The sequence below is a fragment of the Arenibacter troitsensis genome, from assembly GCF_900177645.1.
Lineage (GTDB): Bacteria > Bacteroidota > Bacteroidia > Flavobacteriales > Flavobacteriaceae > Arenibacter > Arenibacter troitsensis.
The window spans coordinates 689,118-712,862 of the sequence record NZ_FXAO01000001.1 but is presented as its reverse complement, the minus strand read 5'-3'; the positions used below and the strand labels follow the sequence as shown (position 1 = coordinate 712,862).

The window sequence follows — 23,745 nt, the reverse complement described above, 5'->3', positions numbered from 1 at the left end:
TACATGGAAGAAAGTCAGCAAGGGGAAGACTACAGGCCGTTGGAATTTACAAACAGAATAGACCTAGGCCAGCTACAAGAGTCGGTGGCACAAATAAAAACCGAATTGGGAAGCGTTATCATTGGGCAACAGGAAATGATCGAATTGCTCATTATTTCTATCCTGGCCAATGGACATTCATTAATTGAGGGGGTACCGGGAGTAGCAAAAACCGTGACAGCCAAACTCCTGGCAAAGACATTGAACGTAGACTTCAGCAGAATACAATTTACACCAGATCTAATGCCAAGCGATATTTTGGGCACATCCATTTTTAATGTGAAGACCTCGGAATTTGAATTTAAAAAAGGTCCTTTATTTTCCAATATTATTTTGATAGATGAAATAAACCGAGCTCCTGCCAAAACCCAGGCAGCCTTGTTTGAAGCTATGGCCGAACGGCAAATTACCATGGATGGACTTACTTATGAAATGTCGCCGCCATTTTTGGTATTTGCCACCCAAAATCCTATTGAACAGGAAGGTACCTACCGACTTCCCGAAGCCCAATTGGACCGTTTCCTGTTTAAAATAAAAGTGAACTATCCATCCCTGGAGGAAGAGATAGCGATTTTGGAAAGCAAACATCATCAAAAAAATAAAAACTTGGAAAGCTTAATAACTTCGGTACTTAGCGCAGACCAAATAGCCAGTTATCAAGAGGTTATCAAGGAAATTATTATAGAGGACAATCTAATGAAGTATATAGCAGGAATTGTCCATAATACACGTAACAATGCCAACCTATATCTTGGAGCCTCCCCTAGAGCCTCCATAGCTATCATGGACGCCTCCAAAGCTTTGGCCGCCATCAACGGACGTGATTTTGTAACCCCCGATGATATTAAAAAAGTGGCGACCCCAATATTGGGGCACAGAGTTATATTGACTCCTGAAAGGGAAATGGAAGGATTTACTCCGGATAAAGTGATTAAACAAATTATGGAAACCATTGAAATTCCAAGATAACGGACAAAACTTATTGGCTATAAAATACACGATAGCCACCTATATCAAATGAAGAAACTCCTAAGGAACATCTATTTACAAAAAAGATTCTTTATAGTATTGACTATTTTGGTCTTAGGGTTCTTGCTATCTTATATGGTGCCAAATATTTTTGGCGTAGTTAAATTATTGTTCTATGTATTTGCCCTAATTTTTTTGGTCGATATTATATTGGTTTTCGCATCCAAGGGCGGAATAACAGGTCATCGTTCGGTTCCCGAAAAACTTTCCAATGGGGATGAAAACGAAATTAACATAAGTCTATCCAATTCTTACTTGTACACAGCCGGTTTGAAGATTTTGGATGAAGTACCCCATCAATTTCAAAAGCGGGATTTCGGAATTTACACTACCCTTGGGAAAGGTAAGGAAAAGCGGTTCAAGTATTACCTGAGACCCACGGAAAGAGGAGTGTATTCCTTTGGGAATTTAAATGTGTTTGCCAACTCCCCTATTGGTTTTATCTCTAAAAAGTATACTTTTGGCAATGAACAGCAAGTCCCTGTGTACCCCTCTTTTTTACAATTGCGGAAGTATGACCTTAAGGCCTTTACCAATAAACTCTTCGAATACGGCCTTAAGAAAATTCGCCGTATTGGCCATACCATGGAGTTCGAGCAGATCAAGGACTATGTTCTGGGAGATGATATCCGAAACATTAATTGGAAGGCCACTGCAAAAAAAGGTGGGCTGATGGTAAATCAGTATCAGGATGAAAAGTCGCAGCCTATTTATTCCATTATAGATAAAGGGAGGGTCATGAAAATGCCATTTGACGGACTTAGCTTATTGGATTATGCCATTAACGCTACCTTGGTTATTTCCCACATTGCCCTTAAAAAGCATGACAAGGCCGGAATGTTCGCCTTTGCCAAGAAGATTGAAAACAGGGTAGTTGCTGAGAGACGTAGTTCCCAAATGAACCTTATTTTGGAAACACTTTACAATTTGGAGACGAATTTTGTAGAAAGTGATTACAGTAGATTATACGCCGATATTAAAAGAAACATCACCCACAGGAGCCTGCTACTGCTCTATTCCAATTTCGAGACCTTGGATGCCCTGCAGCGACAACTACCCTACCTACAAGCCATTGCCAAGCAACATTTATTAGTGGTCATTTTCTTTGAAAACACAGAATTGATCAAATTTACGGATGAAAAGGCCGAGACCATCCAACAAATATTTGAAAAAACCATTGCAGAGAAATTTGTTTATGAAAAGAAACTTATCGTTAACGAACTAAGGAAATACGGCATACAGACCATTCTAACAAAACCAGAGCACTTGACCATAAATACCATCAACAAATATTTGGAAATAAAAGCGAGAGGGTTAATCTAAAATTTGGTAACGTCCAGATTTATGGATTTTCAATCAAAATCAATTCCTTTCTTTGGGCTCAGTAAAGTCAATGCCACAGCTTTCTTTTTGTTTTTCTTCCCTGAAAAAAGGTTAATAGTAACCCCTGCAGTTACACCACCCAACACAGTTGCTGCCAAATCTCCATTATCCCAACCCTCGTACTTATTCTCATCATAGGCCTCCTTGGCCAAGCCCGCCAACAAACTAGCCGTTATCGCTCCGGCAAATCTCCAATAGGGATCTCCTCTGGAAACTTTATCCGCTAGTGTAGCACCTACAATTCCACTAATGGCCCCAGCACCAAAATGAAGCACCTTATCCCCATCCAATTGTGCACTCAAGGACCAGGAGGTACTGATAGCAATTAAAACAAAAAACATACTTTTCATCATTAACAAAGATACTAATGCCCAAATAAATATTACCTGATTGCCTTTATATAAATTTTGTATCTTAACAACAGTTTACCTATACTAAAAAAATGAATTCCAACTATACCCGCATATTTTCAGGTAGTTTTATTTCAGTACAGACCATAGTTAATCAACTAAAGGAAGTTGGAATAATACCGGTGATAAAGGATGAATCCGAATCCGGAAGGTTGGCTGGTTTTGGATCCGCCATTCAAGGGAACCAAGAGATCTATGTCCATGCCAATGAGCTGGGAAAAGCGCAAAGTATTGTCCAAAGAGTTATTGGTAACTAAAGGAAGCTATTGCCAAGAAATTTCCAATGAAACATTCTTGACCGCTATAATTCATAGAAATGGCCATCCCATAGTATGCGGAATATCAACTTCAAGGGCTTTCTTTCACCAACACCAAGCATTTAATACTTGTATAACCTCCTAGAATTCACTACTTTTAGTTATCGCAATATTTAGTTTTTTATCTCCCCTATATTTAAACGATCACAAATTTTCCCCTCGCAATTAAACAGTCCTTATTAAAAATAAAGTCAACCTATCATCAAACATAGGTTGAGGTATTGCAACGTTTTGGAAATCCAAAATATACCTAACGGCATCAACATAAAACATCAACGTCATGAAAACAAAGTCAAGTTTGTCCATATTCTTGATAGTGCTAATGGCCATAGCCTATTTTTGGACGCCTCAAACCTCTCCAAAGGTATTGGAGGTAACACAGGAAGCCAGTTTTTACTCCATGAAATGTACCGTTGCCAAATACCTATTGAGCAATGTGGATACCACCCAACAAATTGCACCGCTGTTCGAGAACCTAGGTAATTTACATTTCGGCATAAGCACAAAAGACCAAAAGGCCCAAGCTTATTTTGATCAAGGCGTAAAACTTACCTTTGCTTTTAACCATGCCGAAGCCCACCGTTCGTTTATGGAAGCATCGCGACTCGACCCAAAGGCTGCCATGACCTATTGGGGACAGGCCTACGCATTGGGCCCTAATATAAATGACCCCATGCCGGATGACGAGCGCAGAAAAAAATCTTTTGAAGCAATATTAAAAGCCAAAAACCTGTCCCAAAACAGTTCTCCCAAGGAAAAAGCTTTAATAGAAGCTTTAACCCACAGATATAGCGGTGATTTAACTAAAGAAATTTCAGAATTGAACATGGCCTATATGAGTGCCATGGAAAAAGTAGTGGAAGCATTTCCAGAGGATGCCCATATACAGACCTTGTACGCTGCCTCCATTATGAATACCATGCCTTGGAATTATTGGGACAATGTTGGCAATCCAGCTCCCAATACACTAAAGGGAAAAGTTGCCTTGGAGCGTGCAATGATCCTGAATCCCGACCATCCAGGAGCCCATCATTATTATATTCATATGGTGGAGCTTCCCAAACCAGACCTCGCCATTCCCAGTGCGGACAAACTAGGGTCCCTAATGCCCGCAGCAGGCCATATTGTACATATGCCTTCACATATTTATATAAGGGTAGGCAGGTATGAGGATGCGGTAAAGGTAAATCAAGCAGCTATTTTGGCAGATGAGGATTATATCTCGCAATGCTATTCCCAGGGCATGTATCCATTGGGCTATTACCCGCACAATCTACACTTTCTATGGTCTGCCGCTACCCTCTTGGGCAACAGTGACCTAGCTATTGACGCCGCAAAAAAAACAGCGGAAAAAGTACCTATAGGCGAAATGGCAACTTTGCCATTTTTACAAGATTTTGCTTCCTCACCACTGTTGGCCTATACCCGCTTTGGAAAGTGGAATGAAATTCTGACCATACCTTATCCAGGAGATCAATATAAACACCTTAAACTTATTTGGCATTACGCAAGGGGAATTGCCTTTGTCAGGAAAAATAACATCAAAGAGGCCAAGGAAGAGCTGGAAGCCCTTCGGCTAATGAAGAACGAACCAGAATTGGAAACTGTTGTGGCCAATTACACCAATCCATCTTCAAGTATAGCCCAAATTGCACATGGGGTTGTTTCCGGTGAAATAGCCCATGCAAAAGGTAATACAACAGAGGCCTTGGAATATCTAAGGCAAGCGCTATATTATGAAGACCAGTTAATTTATAGCGAACCTACAGCATGGCATATACCGGTAAGGCAGACTTTAGGTGCAATTTTATTAAAGGCCCAAAAATATGAAGAAGCTGAAAAAGTATATAAGGAAGACCTGGAAATACTCCGCCAAAACGGCTGGTCTTTAATGGGACTGCATAAAAGCCTTGTTGGTCAAGGTAAAACGGAGGAGGCAAAAAAGATCGAACAGGAATATGATAAGGCCTGGAAACATGCAGATATCTCCTTAAAAACCTCTGTACTATAATTACGCCCAAAAAAATATCAGGTCATATTTTAAGGAAGCTTCGAAGACGTTTTGTAAAATATTGCCCAATACGGGGATATAACAATAAAGAAGGAAGGATTGATTGTTGCTCCTACAAATGCCCAACATCTGCTTTGGCACGGGTAAATTCCTCCATCATGTCCATCACAATTTGGGCCGCAGGTTTTATTTCATGGATTAAAGCGGCCACCTGACCAATTTCCAATTCACCTTCCTCCATATCTCCCTCAAACATCCCCTTTTTGGCCCTGGCCCTACCCAATAGGGCCCTTAGCTCCTCTACCGTTGCACAACCGGCATAGGCTTTTTGAATATCGTTATAGAATTTATTTTTTATCAACCTAACAGGTGCCAATTCCTTTAAGGTCAACTGCGTAGCCCCTTCACCGGCCTCTACTACTTTTTGCTTAAATAAGGGGTGGGACGAAGCTTCAGTGCTAGCCACAAATCGACTGCCCACCTGCACACCATCGGCCCCCAAAACCATAACCGCCAACATAGCTCTACCTGTTGCTATTCCCCCCGCAGCTATTAATGGGACGTTTATTTTTTCCTTTACCGCAGGAATTAATGTCAAAGTAGTGGTCTCATCCCTACCATTATGCCCACCGGCTTCAAAACCTTCTGCAACTATGGCATCTACCCCGGCTTCCTCTGCTTTTTGGGCAAATTTCACACTGCTCACTACGTGCACAACAGTAATCCCTCTGTCCTTTAAATATGTAGTCCAGGTTTTAGGATTTCCTGCCGAGGTAAATACAATCTTCACATTAAGCTCTACTATGACCGCCATGAGCTTTTCAATATCCGGATACAGCATAGGCACATTGACCCCAAAAGGCTTGTTGGTGGCCAACTTACATTTCGCTATATGTTCCCGTAAAACCTCTGGATACATGGACCCAGCTCCTATAATCCCCAATCCCCCGGCATTGGAAACGGCAGATGCCAAACGCCATCCACTGGCCCATACCATACCAGCCTGAATTATGGGGTATTGAATTCCAAAAAGATCGGCAATTCTATTTCCCATTAGTTCTTTATCAATTTATATTCCTTTCGAACCCCATCAACATTTACATGTACAATGTAAATGGCCCTACTTAAAGTCTCTACGGATATTTCTTCGTTACCTTGATTTAATTGCCTTTCCAGGATACGTCTGCCATAAATATCAAAAAGCGTTACATGGGCATTCCCATAAGTCTCCGGAAGCCGAACCTGAAAGTCGGTCTTGGAAGGATTAGGAAATAGGTACCACAAATCATCCCCTGAATTTGAAATATCAATTCCCAAAAGTGTCAATGCCTTTGAAAAATTGGGTATTCCAAAACCCATTCGGGAATTTGGATTTTGATAACGGGAAGAGGATTCCCTTACCATGGCCATAATCTCCATATTGTTTTTATCGGGGACGGCCTGCCAAAAGGAAGCCATGGCACCCGCCATAATGGGTGAAGCAAAAGAGGTTCCATTATTTTTCACCAATCTGTCGTCCGGACCTATTACCGTTGCTCCTGCGCCCAAGGCCATCCCATCTGGCTTAATCCTTCCATCGGCACTTGGCCCCCTGGAACTAAATGCCACATAGTCGCTAGAGGTATCAACTGCACCAACACCAAATACATTGGCATCTGCCGGTGCCGTAATAACGCCCCAAGAACTATCACCGGAATTCCCTGCAGAATTCACGACCAATATCCCTTTTTCCGTTGCTATATTGGCCCCTTTGGAAATAAACGCTGTATTTCCATCCATATCTGCTGGGGAATAGTTATATCTTGGATTATCATAAGTACTATAGCCCAAGGAACTGTTAATAATATCCACACCAAGGCTATCCGCACGCTCAGCAGCCTCTACCCAATAGCTTTCCTCCACCGGTGTTTCCGTAGCGGCATCTTCAGTTCTAAAAAGAATGTAGCGGGCATCCGGCGCGGTACCAACAAATTGTCCGTCCACAAAACCAGCCATATCGGACAATACTTTTGTACCGTGATCATTTCCGTTGGCTGTATAAATATTTGTTGACCGAGCAACAAAATCATATCCGCCCCATAAACCATTGTTCGCACGTAAACGGTCAAATGCATCCATTTGATCCACATTGGGGAAGCCACTATCCAAAACTGCAATCAAGAACCCCTCCCCTGTAAAATTGTTTTGGTGCAAAACATGTACCCCCAATTGTTCTACTTGGGAATAAGATTGTCCATAGACAAAATCCACCCCTTGTTCCAAAAACTTGTTTTTATGGTTATTGACTACATTTCCCACATCTGTAACGGAGTTCGATTTGGCATTCAAAGCCTTATCCGCATAAGAAATATGGTCTACAAACTGAAGATCCGTTAAAGCCGATATGTCCGACACACTACCAAGAACGTGAACACAATTGAACCATTTGGACTTAGCCTTGACAGTGATACCATTTTGAAGTTTTAATTGGGCAATATAATCCTCATTGACAGGAACATCCCTTTCGTCTATGGCAATATTAAATCTGTTCTTTTTTTGTATTGCCCGTTCGGATAATATACTTGATGGATTTAAAATGGACGCTTCTACCTGGTCTTTATCCTTAAAATATACCCAGGCATGCTCTTGGGCCCCTCCCCATACCGAGAATATAATACATAGAAAAAGGATAGTCCTGGCCATTTTAGGAGATTACACCTGAACCTACCAATTCCTCTCCAATATACCAAGCTACAAATTGCCCTTCCGTAATTGCCGATTGTTTCTCAACGAAATCCACATACAAACCGGAATCAACCCTGTATAGTGTTGCTTTTTGCAACGGTTGACGATATCTTATCCTGGCCATAACCTCCATGGTCTGGTCCACTTCCAATGCCAAATCTGTACGAACCCAATGCAATTCATCATTGTTTACAAATAATGTCCTACGGTAAAGTCCGGGGTGCCCCTTGCCCTGACCGGTATAGATGACATTTTGATCAACATCGGTTTCAATTACGAATAAAGGTTCTTTGGTCCCCCCTACGTCCAACCCCTTGCGCTGGCCTTTCGTAAAATAGTGGGCTCCTTGGTGCTCCCCTACCACCTTCCCATCGGTTAGGTCATAATGGGGCTTTTCAGCGTAATAGGCCAATTCTTCCAATTTGGAATTAAATTGGGGAATGGTGCTAGCATACTGCTCCAATACCGCCGGCACTTCTACAATTACTCCTTTTTTTGGTCTTAGCTTCTGTTGTAGAAATTCTGGCAAACGCACCTTTCCAATAAAGCAGAGACCTTGTGAATCCTTTTTATCTGCGGTGATCAAATCATTTTCCGCAGCAATTTTCCTCACTTCAGGCTTCTGTAACCCACCTATAGGGAATAAGGTTTTAGCAAGTTGTTCTTGGGATAGCTGACATAAAAAATAAGATTGGTCCTTATTTGCGTCCGCACCGGCCAACAACTGATACGTTTCCGTTCCATCCTCATTTTTAATCACACCCTTTCTACAATAGTGCCCCGTTGCCACATAGTCTGCACCCAGCTGCATGGCAATTTTCATAAACACATCAAACTTTATTTCCCTATTGCAAAGTACATCCGGATTTGGTGTTCTCCCTTTCTCGTATTCCCTGAACATATAGTCCACAATACGTTCCTTGTACTGGGCACTTAAATCTACCGTTTGAAAGGGTATTCCCAACTTCTCCGCAACTATAAGGGCATCATTACTATCTTCCAGCCAAGGACATTCTTTGGAAATGGTCACGGAATCATCATGCCAATTCTTCATAAACAGGCCAATAACATCGTATCCCTGCTCCTTTAATAGATATGCCGTAACACTGGAATCCACTCCTCCGGAAAGTCCAACTACCACCTTTTGCATTTGTAATTATTTATTGTTACCCTTGGTCGCCGCAAACCATAAATGGCTTACAATTACCATGCAAAAATACAAAATTGGATTTTGCCCACCCCAAAAATATCATCCAACTAAAATTGAGGGATGGTTACCTTGTTTGGTAAAGAACAATTTCATCTTCTTTAGTCATCAGAACGATAAACATCTTTGATTTTGGACATACTTTATTTGGAAACCCAGTTGTAAAATCGGAATACCGCCAATCTTAAATTTGGAGAATTAAAATCAAAAAAATAACCATACATCAAAAGAAGGCAGTTTAGCATACTAAAATGACCACTTTACAACTAATAGTTTTATACAGTTTAAAAAAGTACAATCTTTGGAGACCCAAATCTTACCAAACTAAACCAAATCAATGCTAAAAACCCCGACCATCTGGTCGGGGTTTTTATTTATAAAATAATCCCAGACCATTAATCCTTCCCTTCCATTGCGTCAATTAGGTCCAAAAAAAAGTGCCTGAAAAAATTCAAGCACTTTAATCGTATGGTTTAAGAAAATATAGACTTATTTCTTGCTTATTTTTTTCTGTTCCTCGGCCTGCTCCATCATCTCCCGCATCTTTTTTTGAAACTTATTTTCTTTCTTAGGCTTCTTTTTATTCTCTTGTATCTGTGCGTGGATCTTGTCCTCGTCCAAAATAAAATTCTTGATGGCCAACATTATAAAAATGGTAATCAAGTTAGACACAAAATAGTACAAACTTAATCCACTTGCATAGTTGTTAAAGAAAACCAACATCATTAAGGGGGACAGATACATGATAAATTTCATATTGGGCATTCCTGGTTGCGTCTGCATATTCTGCCCAGTGGTCATCATCATATAAAAGAATATGGCAACAGAGGCGAAAATTGGAAACAAACTTACATGATCCCCATAAAACGGAATGGTAAACGGTAATTGCGCTATGGCATCATAGGAAGAAAGGTCATCTGCCCATAAAAACGGCTTCTGTCTCAACGCAAAGGAAGTCGGGAAAAACATAAACAAGGCATAGAAGATTGGCATCTGCAACAAAGCGGGCACACAACCACTCATAGGGCTTACCCCTGCCTTATTATACAATTTCATGGTTTCCTGCTGCTTTTTCATGGCATTGTCCTTATACTTCTCGTTAAGCTCTGTAATTTCAGGTTTCAAAACCTTCATTTTTGCTTGGGACAAGTAGGACTTATACGTAGCTGGCGACATTATAAGTCTTACCAAAATGGTCATGACCACTATAGCAATACCATAAGGTAGGAACGAACTTAGGAAAGTATATACGGGGGTAAAGATATATCTGTTGATCCATCCAAAAATTCCCCATCCAAATGGTATGGAATCTTCCAGTCCCAATTCCTTGTACTGCGCCAAAACCTTTACATCTGTTGGCCCGTAGTACCAATTAAAATTATAGGCAAACTCGCCGCCCTGCAACTCCAAAGGCACCTCTGCAGCGAACTCCTTGGTAAATTGTTGGGTGTGACTTTCTTCCTCCACCAAATTAATAGAATTCAATTTGGCCGTTTCAAATTTATCGGCATAGGTAAGAATGGAACTAAAAAAGTGCTGTCTGTAAGAAATCCATTTTACATCCACTTCCGTTTCCTCATCTTCACTGCCTTCGGATAACTTACTTATTTTATCCCCATCGTGATTATAGGTAACCCTAGTATATCTATTTTCATATTGGATACTTTTGGAATGGCGGATCGCCTTCATCTTCCAATCCAAATCAATAGGTTTTGAACTATTTACGATTCCATTTAAGCCTTGCGAACGCACTGTAAAACCGATAAGATATTCTTCAGGTTTCATCTCATAGCGATATTCCAAGAACTTATCGGATGCCACTTTGGCTTTCATGGACAACACCTGATTCTCACCCGATTTGGAAAGTGTTGGTTCAAAATAAAGATCATTGGTGTTTAAAACCCTATTGTCCGAAGTACTAAAATTAAGTGCAAAATTGGCATTGCCGTCTTTTATCAAATAAACTGGAATGGAATCATAGGTTACGTAACCTTTCATTCTCGCCTCAATAATCTGGCCTCCCTTGTTGCTTATTTCCAAATAAACAACATCGTTCTCCAATACTGTTGTTCCCTCTGAAGGAGCCGTATAACCAAAAGCACCTATGGCACTTTTGTAACTTGCAACGGCCATAGAATCTTGTAGATCTACTGTTTTTGGTTGTGCAACCTCTTCTTTGGTTGCATTGGCCTTTTGCATTTCAGCGGCTTCAAGCTGCTCCTGTTTTGCCTTCTGTGCTTCCAGCTCTTCCGGTGTTGGCTGGTTTTGCCAGAACATAAAAATAAGAATACCAAAAATCAGTACAAAACCGATAATGGTATTAATATCCAATTTCTTTTCCTCCATCTAAAGTTAAATTTAAAATATTATCGGTGGGGATACAAACATCATCTACGTTCCCAACGGATTAAATAAGCTTGCAAATATATGCCCAATTAGACTATATATGCCAAACTGGCATTAGTTTATTGTTTTACTTCCTTCTGATGCTTTAAGGCAGCCTTAATAAACCCTACGAACAAAGGGTGCGGATTGTCTACCGTACTCTTATATTCCGGGTGATATTGAACCCCAATAAACCAAGGATGGGCAGGAACCTCTACTATTTCCACCAATCCTGTTTCATGGTTTACGCCGGAAGCCACCAGTCCGGCTTCCTCCAATTGCTTTTTATATTGGTTGTTAAACTCATAACGGTGACGATGCCGCTCAGAAATCTCGGAAGCCCCATGATAAATCTTTTGAACCAAACTACCATTTTCCAAATGACAGTCCCAGGCTCCCAATCTCATAGTACCTCCCTTGTTAACAATATTTTTCTGCTCCTCCATAATGCTGATCACAGGATCAGGGGTGTTTTCATCCATCTCCGTTGAATTAGCGTTTTTAAGGCCAAGTACATTTCTGGAGTATTCTATTACGGCCATCTGCATCCCCAAACAGATGCCCAAAAAGGGTATCTTATTTTCACGTGCAAATTGAACCGCTTTAATTTTTCCTTCTATTCCCCTTTCCCCGAAACCTGGAGCAACTAGTATTCCGTCCAGACCTTGCATCTTCTTTTCAATATTCTTGGCGGAAAGATGTTCGGAATGTATAGATTTCACCTTTACTTTTACATGGTTCACAGAACCGGCGTGTATAAAGGATTCCAAAATGGATTTATAGGAATCCTGTAATTCCACATACTTTCCAATTAGACCAACGGTAACTTCATTTTTTGGGTTCTTATGCCATTGTAAAAATTGATTCCAATTGGTAAGATCCGGAACAACGTTGTCAGGAAGGGCCAATTTTTTAAGTGCTACGGTATCCAAACCTTCTTGTTGCATTAAAATGGGTACATCATATATGGTAGATGCATCTATGGATTGTATTACCGCTTCCCTTTTAACATTACAAAAAAGTGCCAATTTTTCCTTGAGGTCATCCGGAATTTCATGTTCTGTTCTACAGACCAAAATATCGGCTTTTATTCCACTTTCCATTAAGGTCTTTACGGAATGTTGGGTAGGCTTGGTTTTTAATTCTCCAGCCGCAGAAAGATAGGGCACCAAAGTTAAATGGATCACTATCCCATTATTATCGCCCAACTCCCATAGCAACTGGCGAACGGCTTCAATGTAGGGTAGAGATTCTATATCCCCCACGGTACCCCCTATTTCGGTAATGACGATATCATATTCCCCGCTTTTCCCCAATAACTGGATACGTTCCTTTATTTCATTGGTAATATGGGGTACTACCTGAACCGTTTTTCCCAAAAATTCACCTCTGCGTTCTTTTTCTATTACGCTTTGATAAATTCGTCCAGTGGTAACATTATTGGCCTGTGAGGTCCTAACATTTAAAAAACGCTCATAATGGCCTAAATCCAAGTCGGTCTCGGCACCATCATCGGTAACATAACATTCACCATGTTCATAGGGATTTAAAGTTCCCGGATCAACATTGATATAAGGATCTAATTTTTGGATGGTAGTTCTGTAACCTCGAGCCTGTAATAATTTGGCAAGAGAGGCTGCTATTATCCCTTTTCCGAGGGATGAAGTAACCCCACCGGTTACAAAAATATATTTAGTCTGCGACATGAAGCGTTAGGTTGAATTCGTAACGCGAGCAAAAATACGAATTGCTATCACAATTCACGGGTATTATTGGGGAAAATCTTTTTGAATTTTTCGAATTAACCCCTCAAGTCCATTAATTTTAATTTCAAGCATGGCCCTTAACAAATTTCCCAGCTTTCCCTCAGGAAAACCGCTTTGTTGAAACCATACCAAATATGGTTCGGGCAGTTCCACCAAATATCTTCCCTTAAATTTACCAAACGGCATCCTATAATGTGCCAATTCTATTAATTGTCTCTTGTCCGGAACTACATTCATATTAAAGAATCTTCCCAAAGATACCATCTTCAAAAATGCCTCCCAAGGATTTAATTGAAATCTATTTCCAAAAATACACCTATCACCTTTTGAACATTCCAAATCTAAATTTCGTATTTTTAAGACAAATCCACTATCTTTATACGCGTACAATTTACATTTAAAACGGATTGCCGCTACATATCTTGCCATTGCGATATTCTGGGCATTAAAAAGGGTAGATTTTGGCTAATTTCAGGCCAGGTAAATATTCCTGGTGAATATGAAAGCAACCCACCTAGTACCATCAATAATAAACTAAAGTAGAACAGATGAAACGAAGAACATTTATAGGAACCTCAGCAGCGGCGTCGGTTGGCATGCTGGCTTACAAAACTGGAAATGCAATGGAGCCAAACAAAAAAGAAGAATCTAAATTAAAAAACAACATTAATCACAGTGTTTGCTATTGGTGCTATGGAAGCATTCCACTTGAAGATTTTTTAAAGTCGCTTAACGAACTTGGCATAAAAAGCGTTGACCTAATTGGACCTAAGGATTGGCCATTACTTAAAAAATACAATATCAATTCCTCCATGTGCAACGGGGCCGAAATAAGCCTTACCGAAGGATGGAACGACCCCAAATACCATGAAACTTTGATCAAAAATTATACGGAAATGATTCCAAAAGTGGCAGCAGCCGGCTATACCAATCTTATTTGTTTTAGCGGCAATCGCAGGGGAATGGATGACGCTGTTGGACTGCAGAACTGTGTGGACGGATTAAAGAAGATTATGCCACTGGCAGAAAAACACGGAGTGATCATACAAATGGAGTTATTGAACTCTAAAGTGAACCACGAAGATTATATGTGCGACCACACCGAATGGGGCGTGGAATTGTGCAAAAAATTGGGATCCAACAATTTTAAACTGCTGTATGACATTTACCATATGCAGATAATGGAGGGCGATATTATACGCAACATACAAGACTACCATTCGTACTTTGGACATTACCATACGGGCGGAAATCCTGGACGAAATGAAATAAACGAAACTCAGGAATTGTATTATCCTGCAATAATGAAGGCTATTTTGGCCACAGGCTTTAAAGGACATGTGGCGCAAGAATTTATACCTACTTGGAACGATAAAATAGCCGCCCTTAAAGAAGGGGTTACTATCTGCGACGTATAAATTATAAATTAAGTGATAGATCCATTTAAAAGGAGATTTTAAAAAAGTCTCCTTTTAATTGTTTAAGGCCTTTTTAATCTTCTTATTCCAGATGAACTGCTGAACGGTATCCCTAGAAAAATTAGTTTCGGAATCATATTGGTTCTGATAGTCGTTAAGCTCACGGAGTATATTCCTATATATCGCCTTTACCTCAGACTTTGCATTGCTAGTAAATTTAGTCTTGGCCAAAATTCGTCTCATTTTTTGGGCATACACTTCGGATATATCAAAATGCAATTGCTCATGGCTCAATATGATGGGGTTTGCCAACTTAGGCTTGTACCACGATTTATCCGGATAAAAATGGGTCTCCACCTTAAAATCAAGCTCCATTCTATCCTTGGTTCCCTGAGCAGAAAAATTGTAGGTTATACCGCTAGCCGTGATAGCCGCCGCACCGGAAATATTGGATGGTTTGCCCTTGAAATCGGACCACGATAGTTTTCTTGCAGGGGTCCATTTAATCACCTCATCCTCCTGGCCATAGCCCCATTGGAACATAAGCCAAATAAAAAGCCAACCTATTTTCACTATAGATCCCACTGGAAAGTGATATTCCTTATTATGTCCGGGTGCAAACTAAGATGGACGGGGCAGGTACGTGCCGTATGCTCCAAAATTATTCTGTGTTTATCAGAATTTTTCTTAGGCATATTAAATGTAACATCAATTCTGCTAATCCGCCTCGAATCGGTCTCCATATGTTTTATGACTTCGGCAGTGGATTTCTCCAGATCCAATTCCAATCCCCTGGCCATTATTCCCATAACGGAAAACACACAACTGGCCAAACCTGTGACAACCGTATCGTTAGGGAAACAGGCCTGTCCCAAGCCATGATTATCCAATAGTGCATCTCTCATAAACGAATTGCCCGATCTTACATGATCACAATTTGTCCCAAGTCCACCGGTAGAGGTAACTATCGCAGTCATGGGATTTAGTCTTTAAGTTCTACAATATTCATATTCTCATATCCCAGAATATAGGAGGCCCTATTGAAATATCCGGAGGAAATGTCTTTATTGAAATTGAATTTATTCCCCACATATTCGGTCTCCCCAACTAGCTTGGAAGCACTGACCAAATCATTTTTATAGGCCAATTTTAGAAGTAGATCATAAGTAAGATCAAAACCACGCACCGCATAAGTATCCGGATCCGCCCCATATTTCTTTCTATATAATTTCGTAAAACTGTTCTCTCCTACTTCTCTGGAAGCTGAAGGATAGGTAAACCTTAAGTTGGAAAGATGGGAATAGGAAACGACTTCACTATCGAAAGCCTTGTTCTTATCCGTTGTAAAAAGACGTATGCTAATTTCCTTACTAATCAATGAATTCAATAACGAACCTACATGATACACCACATTGGCCTGATCAGTCTCCAAAAATACCCAGTTCTCGGTATCCTGGGACAGTATCTTGGAGATTTTATCTATATCCACCGTTCTATCCTCCTTTAAAGCCACTATTTTGGCACCGGGAAACTTCATTAACAAAGTAGATTCCGTAGGCTTGTTCTTTTGATCCGCTATGATGATTACATTTTCCTTTGTCCTCAATCCTTCAACATAGGTCATCATATGTTCTTCCATCACCTTTTCTGAAGGAAGGGCAAAAAATACATTGTTCAAACTTAAATCGCTTTTATCCGTTAAGGGTGCCACCACGGGTACTCCATACTCCGAGGCTTGCAACGCTACCTCTTTTAGGGATTGGGCCTCCAAAGGACCAAAAATTGCCGATACTCCGATTAAATTTTCCTTTTGCAATATCCCCTTGGTGCGATTCATATCCAATTGGGTATCATATGTTTTAACATCTACGGAAATCCCCAGTTTGGCTATGGAATCCAAGGCAACCATTGCCCCCGAATAGAGTCCCAGACTGTATTTCACGTCCTTTCTATTCTCAATGGCACTCTTGGTGGCAGCGTTATCGTTTAAATCCAATCTATCCAATCTAAACGGCAAGAGAAAAACCAACTTTGGGCGGTTCAAGGTATTGATACTGTCCCTTAGATTGATCTTATCTAGGATCAGGGCATTTTTTACGTCAAAATTTCCTGTCTGGGCCTTGGGTAGTTTAAGTACCATTCCCGCCTTTAAGCCATCTTTTAATTCCGGATTCAGCTCCAATAATTCCTTATAGGTAACACCAAATTTACGCGTAAGTGAAAACTCGGTCTGTTTTGGTTTCACCTCGTAAAAATTGTAATTCTCAATATTGACCTCGCCGGTCTCCACCTTCTTGGCCGGAATCCTTAATACCATACCTTCCTTTAATCCTCCCCTTTCCTTTATTTCAGGATTCAAGGCTATGATTTCGTTGGCCGTTAGTCCAAATTTTTTCTCCAAACTATAAAATGTCTGCTTGGCCGGAACGGTATATGAATTGTACAATTGAGTTTCCTGATCCTCAATGGAACTCCCCAACATCTTTGGCAATAGTAGCTCCTGTCCAGAGGAAAGATAATCGGTTATTTTGGACAAATTAGGGTTTAACACCAATAAACTATCTATAGTTATCCCATATTTATTGGCAATACTCCAACGTGTTTCCTTGGGCTGTACCGTGTAGATTTCATAATTTTCTTCAATGTATTCCTTTTCGGACGGGTCTACCCTTTTATATTTAGGTATCTTAAGAATCATGCCCTTTTTCAATTGAACGGAGTACAACTCTTTGTTGTACCGTTTAATTTCATCCTCCGAGATATTGTATTGTTTGGAAATACCAAACAAGGTTTCCTTTCTTTTTGTCTTGTGTGAGGTATAGCCTATTGGCTCCCGAGGCTGAGGCCCAGACCCGTCACCTTGTAACGACTGCAATAATGCATCTACTTTTGAAACACTATCACTTTTTACAGTCGCGCCATTGGTAGATGGTATCACCAAGATAGTATTGGCCCTTAAGGCCTGGCCATTTTTTAGCTCCTTGTTGTAATTTAATATCGCTTGCTCTGATACCTGATATCTTTTTGCGATACTTTCCAAACTTTCCCCTGCCTTAACGGAATGTGTTGTGAATTTTTGTGCTATTGCATTGATGCTCACCAACATTAATAATAATGTTGTCAATATTACTTTTCTATATATTTTCACAAGTATAGATTTTATTTGTTCTATTTAGATTAAGCCAAGTACAAAATTGAGAACGAACATAAACACAACAATGTTATAATAAAAATTAAAAAATAATGCGCAGTTGGAAATTTAAAATTCCGTCGCGGATGTTTATAACCTACTCCCATTCGATCGTTGCAGGTGGCTTGGAACTTATATCATAAACCACTCTATTTACTCCCCTAACCTTGTTTATAATGTCGTTGGAAGTTTTTTGCAAAAACTCATAGGGTAAATTTACCCAATCCGCCGTCATACCATCCGTACTTTCCACAGCTCTCAATGCTACACATTTCTCATATGTCCGTTCATCCCCCATCACACCTACACTATTGACGGGCAAAAGCATAGCTCCCGCTTGCCAAACCTTATCATATAGGCCCCATTCCTTTAATCCGTTGATAAAAATGGCATCTACTTCCTGTAAAATAGCCACTTTCTCCCTAGTAATATCGCCTAGGATGCGGATGGCCAAACCTGGTCCAGGGAAAGGATGTCTACCCAACAATTCCTTATCTATACCCAAACTGGCACCTACACGCCTAACCTCATCCTTAAACAACATTCGCAAGGGCTCTACAACCTTCAATTTCATATAATCCGGCAATCCACCTACATTATGATGACTCTTAATGGTTGCTGAGGGACCTCCAGTGGCAGAGACAGACTCTATAACATCTGGATATATCGTTCCCTGCGCCAACCATTTTGCATCTTCCACCAAGTGTGATTCATCATCAAAGACCTCTACAAATACCCGTCCTATGGCTTTTCTTTTCTTTTCTGGATCGCTTTCTCCTTCCAAGCTATCCAAAAAACGTGCCGAAGCGTCAACTCCCTTCACATTTAGGCCCATTCCTTCATATTGGTCCAATACGGATTGGAACTCATTTTTCCGCAAAAGTCCATTATTTACGAAAATACAGTGTAAATGCTTTCCAATTGCTTTGTGCAATAAGACCGCTGCCACTGTAGAATCCACCCCCCCAGATAAGCCAAGTATCACCTTTTCATCACCAATTTTCGCCTTTAATTCCGCTACGGTGGTTTCCACAAAAGAATCCGGAGTCCATGTTTGGGCCACCCCTGCTATATGGACCAAAAAGTTTTCCAACAGTTTTTTCCCATCGGTAGTATGATATACTTCTGGGTGAAACTGTATGGCATAGGTATCTTCGTCTTTCAGCTTATAAGCCGCATTTTCCACATCATGGGTGCTTGCCAATTTAATAGCTCCTTCGGGCAATTTTTTTATAGTATCACTATGGCTCATCCAAACTTGGCTCCCTTCAGAGATCCCTTCGAAAAAGGATTCGCTGTGATCTATAAAGGATAATTTTGCCCTTCCGTATTCACGGGTGCTGGATGGAGCTACATTGCCACCGTTAAAATGCGCCAAATATTGGGCTCCGTAACAAACGGCCAATAGCGGTTTTTTTCCTTTTATTTGTGATAAATCAGGATGTGGCGCATCATCTCCCCTTACCGAAAATGGCGATCCAGAAAGAATCACTGCCTTGTATTCCGATAAATCTTCGGGCAAATGGTTGTACGGTTTAATTTCGCAGAAAATATTAAGTTCCCTGACCCTTCTAGCGATGAGCTGCGTATACTGGGAACCAAAATCTAATATGAGGACGTTATTTTGCATGGGCAAAAATAGTAATTTGAAATTTTTGAAAAAGTATCTTTAGGGGATAATAATCACAAAACTTATAAACAGAAAGATATTACCCAAGTTTTTTGCCGATATGGCCTTTTAAACAAGGGCTTCCTTACACTCGTAAAAAACACAATAATTATTAAAAATACACAGCAGTCAAAATCGAACAGGGTGAAAATTTGGCTCCATTGTTAAGATTTTTTCATTTTATGCACAAAAAAAGCCCGGCAACCAACCGGGCTTACTAATCAAAACCAACCTAAACCAATTAACTAATTATAACTACTCATAATTTCATTGGAAATTATTTTCAAGTTCATAGCAATTTATATCTATAACACCTGAGAAAAGAAATACCCTACTCCAACATTTATTTTTATCTTTAAAAAACTAAAATTAAGATTATCATGGCCACCGTTTATTTAGAGGAAATAAGGGAAGAGCTACAAAAAGTCCCCAAGGAAAAAGACCATCCTTTCAGATTTTTTACGCTTGCAACTGTAGGTCTGGATCAGGTTGCACGTTTGCGCACCGTTGTTTTAAGGGATGTTTCCGATAGTCTGAAACTAACTTTCTACACCGATAGGCGCTCAAAAAAAATCACACATATCAAAGAAAACAAAAGGGTTAGCCTACTCCTATACCACCCTGCCAAATTGCTTCAATTAAAGATTGAAGGTACGGCAATCTACAAAGATGATGACGCCACTAAAGAGAAATATTGGAGTAAACTGGACAGCTACGCAAAAAAGCAATATACTACAAGCAGGTCTCCTGGAAGTAATTTAATAAACCCCCAAAATCTTGAATATTTAAACGAAGAAAATCATTTCTGTCTTGTGGAGATTACGCCCTACAAAATTGAATATCTAAAATTAAGTCAACCCAATCATATAAGGGTCCGGTTCTCCAAAGTTGGTGTACAATGGGAAAGTGAATATCTGGTACCCTAAGACTGTTTTGGAAATTGCGATCACATTATACTAGGCCATGGAATCCAATATCATTGAAATATCCTTTTCCTTTGTATCCGGATTAATAAAACAGAAACGCGCTACAGTTTCATAAACGCCCTTTTGCTTATACTTGGTAGGAGTCACCAAGGCAAAACCCTCCCTGTGATTTTTATAGGTCCAGTGGGTATAATCTTGCGGCAACCACCCTTTTCTCCTAAACAGGACACATGAAAGACTGGGCTCCCTTACCAATTCTACCAAGGGATGCTTGTTTATAAGTTCCCCTGCCAAATTGGCCAACCCAATACCCTGATCAACGGCCCAAGAATATTTATCGGTCCCGTGCATGGCCAGTGAAAACCAAAGCGGCAACCCCCTTACCCTACGCGTTAATTGTATTTGATAGTCCGAAGGGTTAAAGCCATGAGCACCTTCGTCCTTAAATATTTCCAAATAGGAGCCTTCCTGAGAATGTGCTTCCTTGGCCAACTCCGGATTTTTATAAATTATGGCCCCGCAATCATAGGGAGAGAACAGCCATTTATGCGGATCAATGGTTATACTATCCGCTTTCTCTATACCATGAAAAAGCGGACGGGCCGATTTTGATGCCAACGCACCGCCACCGTAGGCAGCATCTACATGGAACCAAAGATTTTCTGCTTCACAAATTTCCGCAATGCCGAACAAATCATCTATTATACCGGCATTCGTGGTACCGCCCGTTGCCACCACCGCGAATAACCTATCCCTTTGTTGGGCATCCAAGGAATTTATGGTTTCACATAGGGCCTCTGCAGTCATCTGTTCCTCGGTTTCCACCAAAAGCACATCACAATCTATCACCTTGGCCATAGATTTTACCGATGAGTGGGCCCCTGAAGAGGTTATGATCAATCCTTTTCTATTAACATTTCCCGGATTCTTCCGCCAATTCTCCCTGGCAGTTACCATGGCCGATAAATTGGCAGCCGTTCCTCCACTGGTAAAAACCCCAAAAGACCCCTTTGGCAGGCCAGTTAAGGACACCAACCATTTCATGGCCTCGTTCTCGCAAAATATTCCGCCGGCTCCCTCCATCCAATACGCTCCGTGAATACTGGATGCCGAAGTTACCAGATCGAACATCACTGCAGCCCTTGTGGGCGAGGCAGGCACAAAAGCCAAATGTCTGGGATGATCAATAGGTATTGTAGCTTTTATTAGAACTTCTTTAAACAATTGAAAAGCCCTTTCCCCTCCAATTCCGTCTGGCGTTATTGTTTCCCCTACCAAGGCCTTTAGCTCTTCCTCCTTTTTGGGCTTGCCTAGTTCCGGGGCCGGATGGGTAATTCGACCAATGGCGTATTTCATGACATCCAATGTCATTTCCACCATTTCAAAGTCTACTTTGTGCATGGACATAGTCTGTTTTTAACAAATATAACCTTTTTGACTGTCTACAAACCCGTCAGGGATTGTACTAAATCGGTAGGGATCATTCCATTTTTACAATAGAAAACTCTCCGGAAAGTGGTTTGAGCGCTTTCATCAAATGTGGAATCAGCCGCTCTCCGTACTCTAGATAAAGCTCCGAAAAATTAAGGTTGCGCTCTTGAAGCGACTTATTGGGAAAAAGTTGATTCTGAATCTCCGTCATACGCACCACATGATCCTGCAACTTCCTTTTTTGGGCCTTCAGCAACCGCCCCTGTAAATTATCCAATCCCTTTAACTGTTTAACCTCTTGGGCCTTAACAGCCCCCAAAAAGGAGGCATCCGTTTTGGCGGCCAGTTCGTAAAGGTCCTTGAACTGCTCTTGTAAATGTTTCCTTTGTGGTGTAAAATCGATATCAATATTGGATATCTCCCGGATTTTCTTATTGATAAAACTACTTTGATTTAAAAATATATCGGCAAGCGAAATATTCATTCGTTTTAATTTTTCCATCTGCTTCCCGGTAATGACCAAAGCGGAATTACGGAGCAATAATATAGGAAATGGCACCTTCATTTCCATAAACATGGCTCTCAATTGCAACCAATATGCCAGTTCGCCTCCTCCTCCTATATAGCATAGATTGGGCAATATCACCTCTTGGTAGAGAGGTCTAGTAATTACGTTGGGCGAAAAACGTTCAGGGTAATTCTCCAGTTCTTTTAGAATTTCCTCCTGGCTAAATTCAATTTTGGTATCATTCACATAAAATCTGCCATCCTGCTCCACAATTCTTTCCCGGAAACCATCCAACAAATAAAAATAATTGATTTCCCTTGGATTGACCTGTATACCGTAATTTTCCGGTAGCTGTTGTAGTTGTTCTATAGTTTCAACAACCTTATTGTACGAAGCATTTTCCAATAAATCGCGCTTAACATAAGGCGCCAATAAACGCTTCAATGAGGAATCGTTCCCATCCAAAATAACCAAACCATGTTCACCAAAAAGTTGATTGGCCAAAAAACGGGTCGCATCGGTAAGGTTATCATGCTCCAAATACGCCTTAGCAAACCATTCCTTAAGTTTACTGGCATTTATACTATTGCCCATTTCATTGGAAAAAGCCTCCAGGATAGATTCCAGTCCATCCGTTGCCAATGGCCCCACCGCACCGGAGACATTTTTATTCCACTGTAATTTTTTACCTTTAAAATTGAAGTAATTTATTTCATCAAAATCATGATCCTCTGTGGCCATCCAATATATTGGCACAAAGTTGTTTTCCGGATTGGCCAGCTTCAGTTCCTTGGTCAAATTGATGGTAGAAATGATCTTGTACAAAAAATACAAAGGCCCTGTAAATAAATTTAATTGATGACCGGTTACAACTGTATAGGTTGAGGCTTCTTTAAGAAGCGATATATTTACCTTGGTATCCTCCGAAGTATCAACATCCCTATATTGATTTTTCAAAACCGAATACAGAACTTCACGATGGGAGCTGGGAAAATTTTGCTTCGCCTTTATCTGTTCGGCAAACTGATCTATTTGCGGAGGCCTGTCATAGAAAGGAGACAAAGTTTCCTTCCCATCCAGATAATCACATATTAAATTGGAAAAATAGCCAGTTTTTTTAAAGGGTATGCATTCGACTTCCATAGAAATGTTGGTAATAGCTGGTAAAGATAAAATTATCCCTTTTTTCAGTTCCTAAAAATACGTTAAGAAGTTGAATATTCACTTTTTTGATAATTTTTTGACACACTATTTGCCCAACCCAAATAATGGCAAGTATTTATGAAAGGCAACTAATATCGCGAATATTCCTTAGATTTGATTCTTAGCAAA

The 23,745-nt window shown here is 40.4% G+C and carries 19 protein-coding genes; 6 read left to right on the top strand and 13 right to left on the bottom strand.

The window, feature by feature from the left end:
- Positions 1-3 precede the first annotated feature (3 nt).
- Together B9Y87_RS02860 and B9Y87_RS02855 are read left to right on the top strand one after the other, a co-directional pair.
- Positions 4-1,008 (top strand): AAA family ATPase, encoded by a 1,005-nt coding sequence (locus B9Y87_RS02860; protein ID WP_085495960.1) that lies wholly within the window; start codon positions 4-6, stop codon positions 1,006-1,008.
- 48 nt (positions 1,009-1,056) lie between these two features.
- The gene (locus B9Y87_RS02855; RefSeq protein WP_085495958.1) at positions 1,057-2,391 is read left to right on the top strand and encodes a DUF58 domain-containing protein; all 1,335 of its coding nucleotides are present in this window, start codon (positions 1,057-1,059) and stop codon (positions 2,389-2,391) included.
- Between the two features lie 29 nt (positions 2,392-2,420).
- Here B9Y87_RS02855 and B9Y87_RS02850 read toward each other — a convergent pair whose 3' ends face one another.
- Entirely contained in the window at positions 2,421-2,792 is a 372-nt protein-coding gene (locus tag B9Y87_RS02850; RefSeq protein WP_245808629.1) for a hypothetical protein, read from the bottom strand.
- Between the two features lie 101 nt (positions 2,793-2,893).
- Between B9Y87_RS02850 and B9Y87_RS02845 the strand changes: the two genes are divergently transcribed.
- Complete coding sequence (locus B9Y87_RS02845) at positions 2,894-3,118, top strand: putative signal transducing protein (RefSeq protein WP_085495954.1); 225 nt, start codon at positions 2,894-2,896, stop codon at positions 3,116-3,118.
- A gap of 340 nt (positions 3,119-3,458) precedes the next feature.
- Complete coding sequence (locus tag B9Y87_RS02840; RefSeq protein WP_085495952.1) at positions 3,459-5,189, top strand: tetratricopeptide repeat protein; 1,731 nt, start codon at positions 3,459-3,461, stop codon at positions 5,187-5,189.
- Between the two features lie 112 nt (positions 5,190-5,301).
- Here the strand turns inward: B9Y87_RS02840 and B9Y87_RS02835 are convergent, their stop codons facing one another.
- The 6 genes from B9Y87_RS02835 to B9Y87_RS02810 all read right to left on the bottom strand — a co-directional run bounded on the left by B9Y87_RS02835 (position 5,302) and on the right by B9Y87_RS02810 (position 13,508).
- Positions 5,302-6,243 carry an NAD(P)H-dependent flavin oxidoreductase gene (locus B9Y87_RS02835; RefSeq protein WP_085495949.1) on the bottom strand — a complete coding sequence of 314 codons (942 nt, stop codon included), beginning with the start codon at positions 6,241-6,243 and terminating at the stop codon, positions 5,302-5,304.
- Complete coding sequence (locus B9Y87_RS02830; RefSeq protein ID WP_085495948.1) at positions 6,243-7,871, bottom strand: S8 family serine peptidase; 1,629 nt, start codon at positions 7,869-7,871, stop codon at positions 6,243-6,245. The genes B9Y87_RS02835 and B9Y87_RS02830 overlap by 1 nt, the downstream gene beginning before the upstream one ends.
- Position 7,872: 1 nt before the next feature.
- Positions 7,873-9,063 carry a tRNA 2-thiouridine(34) synthase MnmA gene (mnmA, locus tag B9Y87_RS02825; protein WP_085495946.1) on the bottom strand — a complete coding sequence of 397 codons (1,191 nt, stop codon included), beginning with the start codon at positions 9,061-9,063 and terminating at the stop codon, positions 7,873-7,875.
- 546 nt (positions 9,064-9,609) lie between these two features.
- Positions 9,610-11,466: a membrane protein insertase YidC gene (gene yidC / locus B9Y87_RS02820; RefSeq protein ID WP_085495944.1), complete on the bottom strand. Its 1,857-nt coding sequence runs from the start codon at positions 11,464-11,466 to the stop codon at positions 9,610-9,612.
- A gap of 119 nt (positions 11,467-11,585) precedes the next feature.
- Entirely contained in the window at positions 11,586-13,211 is a 1,626-nt protein-coding gene (locus B9Y87_RS02815) for a CTP synthase (RefSeq protein WP_085495942.1), read from the bottom strand.
- Positions 13,212-13,274: 63 nt separating this feature from the next.
- On the bottom strand, positions 13,275-13,508 hold the full coding sequence (locus B9Y87_RS02810; RefSeq protein ID WP_072862729.1) for a DUF3820 family protein: 234 nt from the start codon (positions 13,506-13,508) through the stop codon (positions 13,275-13,277).
- 311 nt (positions 13,509-13,819) lie between these two features.
- Between B9Y87_RS02810 and B9Y87_RS02805 the strand changes: the two genes are divergently transcribed.
- The gene (locus B9Y87_RS02805; RefSeq protein WP_085495940.1) at positions 13,820-14,689 is read left to right on the top strand and encodes a hydroxypyruvate isomerase family protein; all 870 of its coding nucleotides are present in this window, start codon (positions 13,820-13,822) and stop codon (positions 14,687-14,689) included.
- A 54-nt stretch (positions 14,690-14,743) separates the two neighbouring features.
- Here B9Y87_RS02805 and B9Y87_RS02800 read toward each other — a convergent pair whose 3' ends face one another.
- The 4 genes from B9Y87_RS02800 to guaA form a co-directional block, all read right to left on the bottom strand.
- The gene (locus B9Y87_RS02800; RefSeq protein WP_245808628.1) at positions 14,744-15,274 is read right to left on the bottom strand and encodes a DUF922 domain-containing protein; all 531 of its coding nucleotides are present in this window, start codon (positions 15,272-15,274) and stop codon (positions 14,744-14,746) included.
- Positions 15,262-15,666 (bottom strand): OsmC family protein, encoded by a 405-nt coding sequence (locus B9Y87_RS02795; RefSeq protein WP_085495937.1) that lies wholly within the window; start codon positions 15,664-15,666, stop codon positions 15,262-15,264. Before B9Y87_RS02795 ends, B9Y87_RS02800 begins: the two co-directional genes overlap by 13 nt.
- 5 nt (positions 15,667-15,671) lie before the next feature.
- Positions 15,672-17,837 carry a LysM peptidoglycan-binding domain-containing protein gene (locus tag B9Y87_RS02790; RefSeq protein ID WP_245808627.1) on the bottom strand — a complete coding sequence of 722 codons (2,166 nt, stop codon included), beginning with the start codon at positions 17,835-17,837 and terminating at the stop codon, positions 15,672-15,674.
- A gap of 139 nt (positions 17,838-17,976) precedes the next feature.
- Positions 17,977-19,509 (bottom strand): glutamine-hydrolyzing GMP synthase, encoded by a 1,533-nt coding sequence (gene guaA, locus B9Y87_RS02785; protein ID WP_085495932.1) that lies wholly within the window; start codon positions 19,507-19,509, stop codon positions 17,977-17,979.
- 419 nt (positions 19,510-19,928) lie between these two features.
- On the opposite strand from guaA, the gene B9Y87_RS02780 reads away from it, so the two are divergent.
- Positions 19,929-20,474: a pyridoxamine 5'-phosphate oxidase family protein gene (locus B9Y87_RS02780; RefSeq protein ID WP_085495930.1), complete on the top strand. Its 546-nt coding sequence runs from the start codon at positions 19,929-19,931 to the stop codon at positions 20,472-20,474.
- Positions 20,475-20,504: 30 nt separating this feature from the next.
- Here B9Y87_RS02780 and B9Y87_RS02775 read toward each other — a convergent pair whose 3' ends face one another.
- Positions 20,505-21,875 (bottom strand): pyridoxal phosphate-dependent decarboxylase family protein, encoded by a 1,371-nt coding sequence (locus B9Y87_RS02775; protein ID WP_085496637.1) that lies wholly within the window; start codon positions 21,873-21,875, stop codon positions 20,505-20,507.
- Positions 21,876-21,954: 79 nt separating this feature from the next.
- The gene (bshC, locus tag B9Y87_RS02770; RefSeq protein ID WP_085495928.1) at positions 21,955-23,556 is read right to left on the bottom strand and encodes a bacillithiol biosynthesis cysteine-adding enzyme BshC; all 1,602 of its coding nucleotides are present in this window, start codon (positions 23,554-23,556) and stop codon (positions 21,955-21,957) included.
- Positions 23,557-23,745: the final 189 nt, after the last annotated feature.

Excerpts from the sequence above, each read along its gene's own strand:
- B9Y87_RS02860 (WP_085495960.1), top strand. The coding sequence starts at position 4 with ATGGAAGAAAGTCAGCAAGGGGAAGACTACAGGCCGTTGGAATTTACA.
- B9Y87_RS02855 (WP_085495958.1), top strand. The coding sequence starts at position 1,057 with ATGAAGAAACTCCTAAGGAACATCTATTTACAAAAAAGATTCTTTATA.
- B9Y87_RS02850 (WP_245808629.1), bottom strand. The coding sequence starts at position 2,792 with ATGTTTTTTGTTTTAATTGCTATCAGTACCTCCTGGTCCTTGAGTGCA.
- B9Y87_RS02845 (WP_085495954.1), top strand. The coding sequence starts at position 2,894 with ATGAATTCCAACTATACCCGCATATTTTCAGGTAGTTTTATTTCAGTA.
- B9Y87_RS02840 (WP_085495952.1), top strand. The coding sequence starts at position 3,459 with ATGAAAACAAAGTCAAGTTTGTCCATATTCTTGATAGTGCTAATGGCC.
- B9Y87_RS02835 (WP_085495949.1), bottom strand. The coding sequence starts at position 6,243 with ATGGGAAATAGAATTGCCGATCTTTTTGGAATTCAATACCCCATAATT.
- B9Y87_RS02830 (WP_085495948.1), bottom strand. The coding sequence starts at position 7,871 with ATGGCCAGGACTATCCTTTTTCTATGTATTATATTCTCGGTATGGGGA.
- mnmA (WP_085495946.1), bottom strand. The coding sequence starts at position 9,063 with ATGCAAAAGGTGGTAGTTGGACTTTCCGGAGGAGTGGATTCCAGTGTT.
- yidC (WP_085495944.1), bottom strand. The coding sequence starts at position 11,466 with ATGGAGGAAAAGAAATTGGATATTAATACCATTATCGGTTTTGTACTG.
- B9Y87_RS02815 (WP_085495942.1), bottom strand. The coding sequence starts at position 13,211 with ATGTCGCAGACTAAATATATTTTTGTAACCGGTGGGGTTACTTCATCC.
- B9Y87_RS02810 (WP_072862729.1), bottom strand. The coding sequence starts at position 13,508 with ATGAATGTAGTTCCGGACAAGAGACAATTAATAGAATTGGCACATTAT.
- B9Y87_RS02805 (WP_085495940.1), top strand. The coding sequence starts at position 13,820 with ATGAAACGAAGAACATTTATAGGAACCTCAGCAGCGGCGTCGGTTGGC.
- B9Y87_RS02795 (WP_085495937.1), bottom strand. The coding sequence starts at position 15,666 with ATGACTGCGATAGTTACCTCTACCGGTGGACTTGGGACAAATTGTGAT.
- guaA (WP_085495932.1), bottom strand. The coding sequence starts at position 19,509 with ATGCAAAATAACGTCCTCATATTAGATTTTGGTTCCCAGTATACGCAG.
- B9Y87_RS02780 (WP_085495930.1), top strand. The coding sequence starts at position 19,929 with ATGGCCACCGTTTATTTAGAGGAAATAAGGGAAGAGCTACAAAAAGTC.
- B9Y87_RS02775 (WP_085496637.1), bottom strand. The coding sequence starts at position 21,875 with ATGCACAAAGTAGACTTTGAAATGGTGGAAATGACATTGGATGTCATG.
- bshC (WP_085495928.1), bottom strand. The coding sequence starts at position 23,556 with ATGGAAGTCGAATGCATACCCTTTAAAAAAACTGGCTATTTTTCCAAT.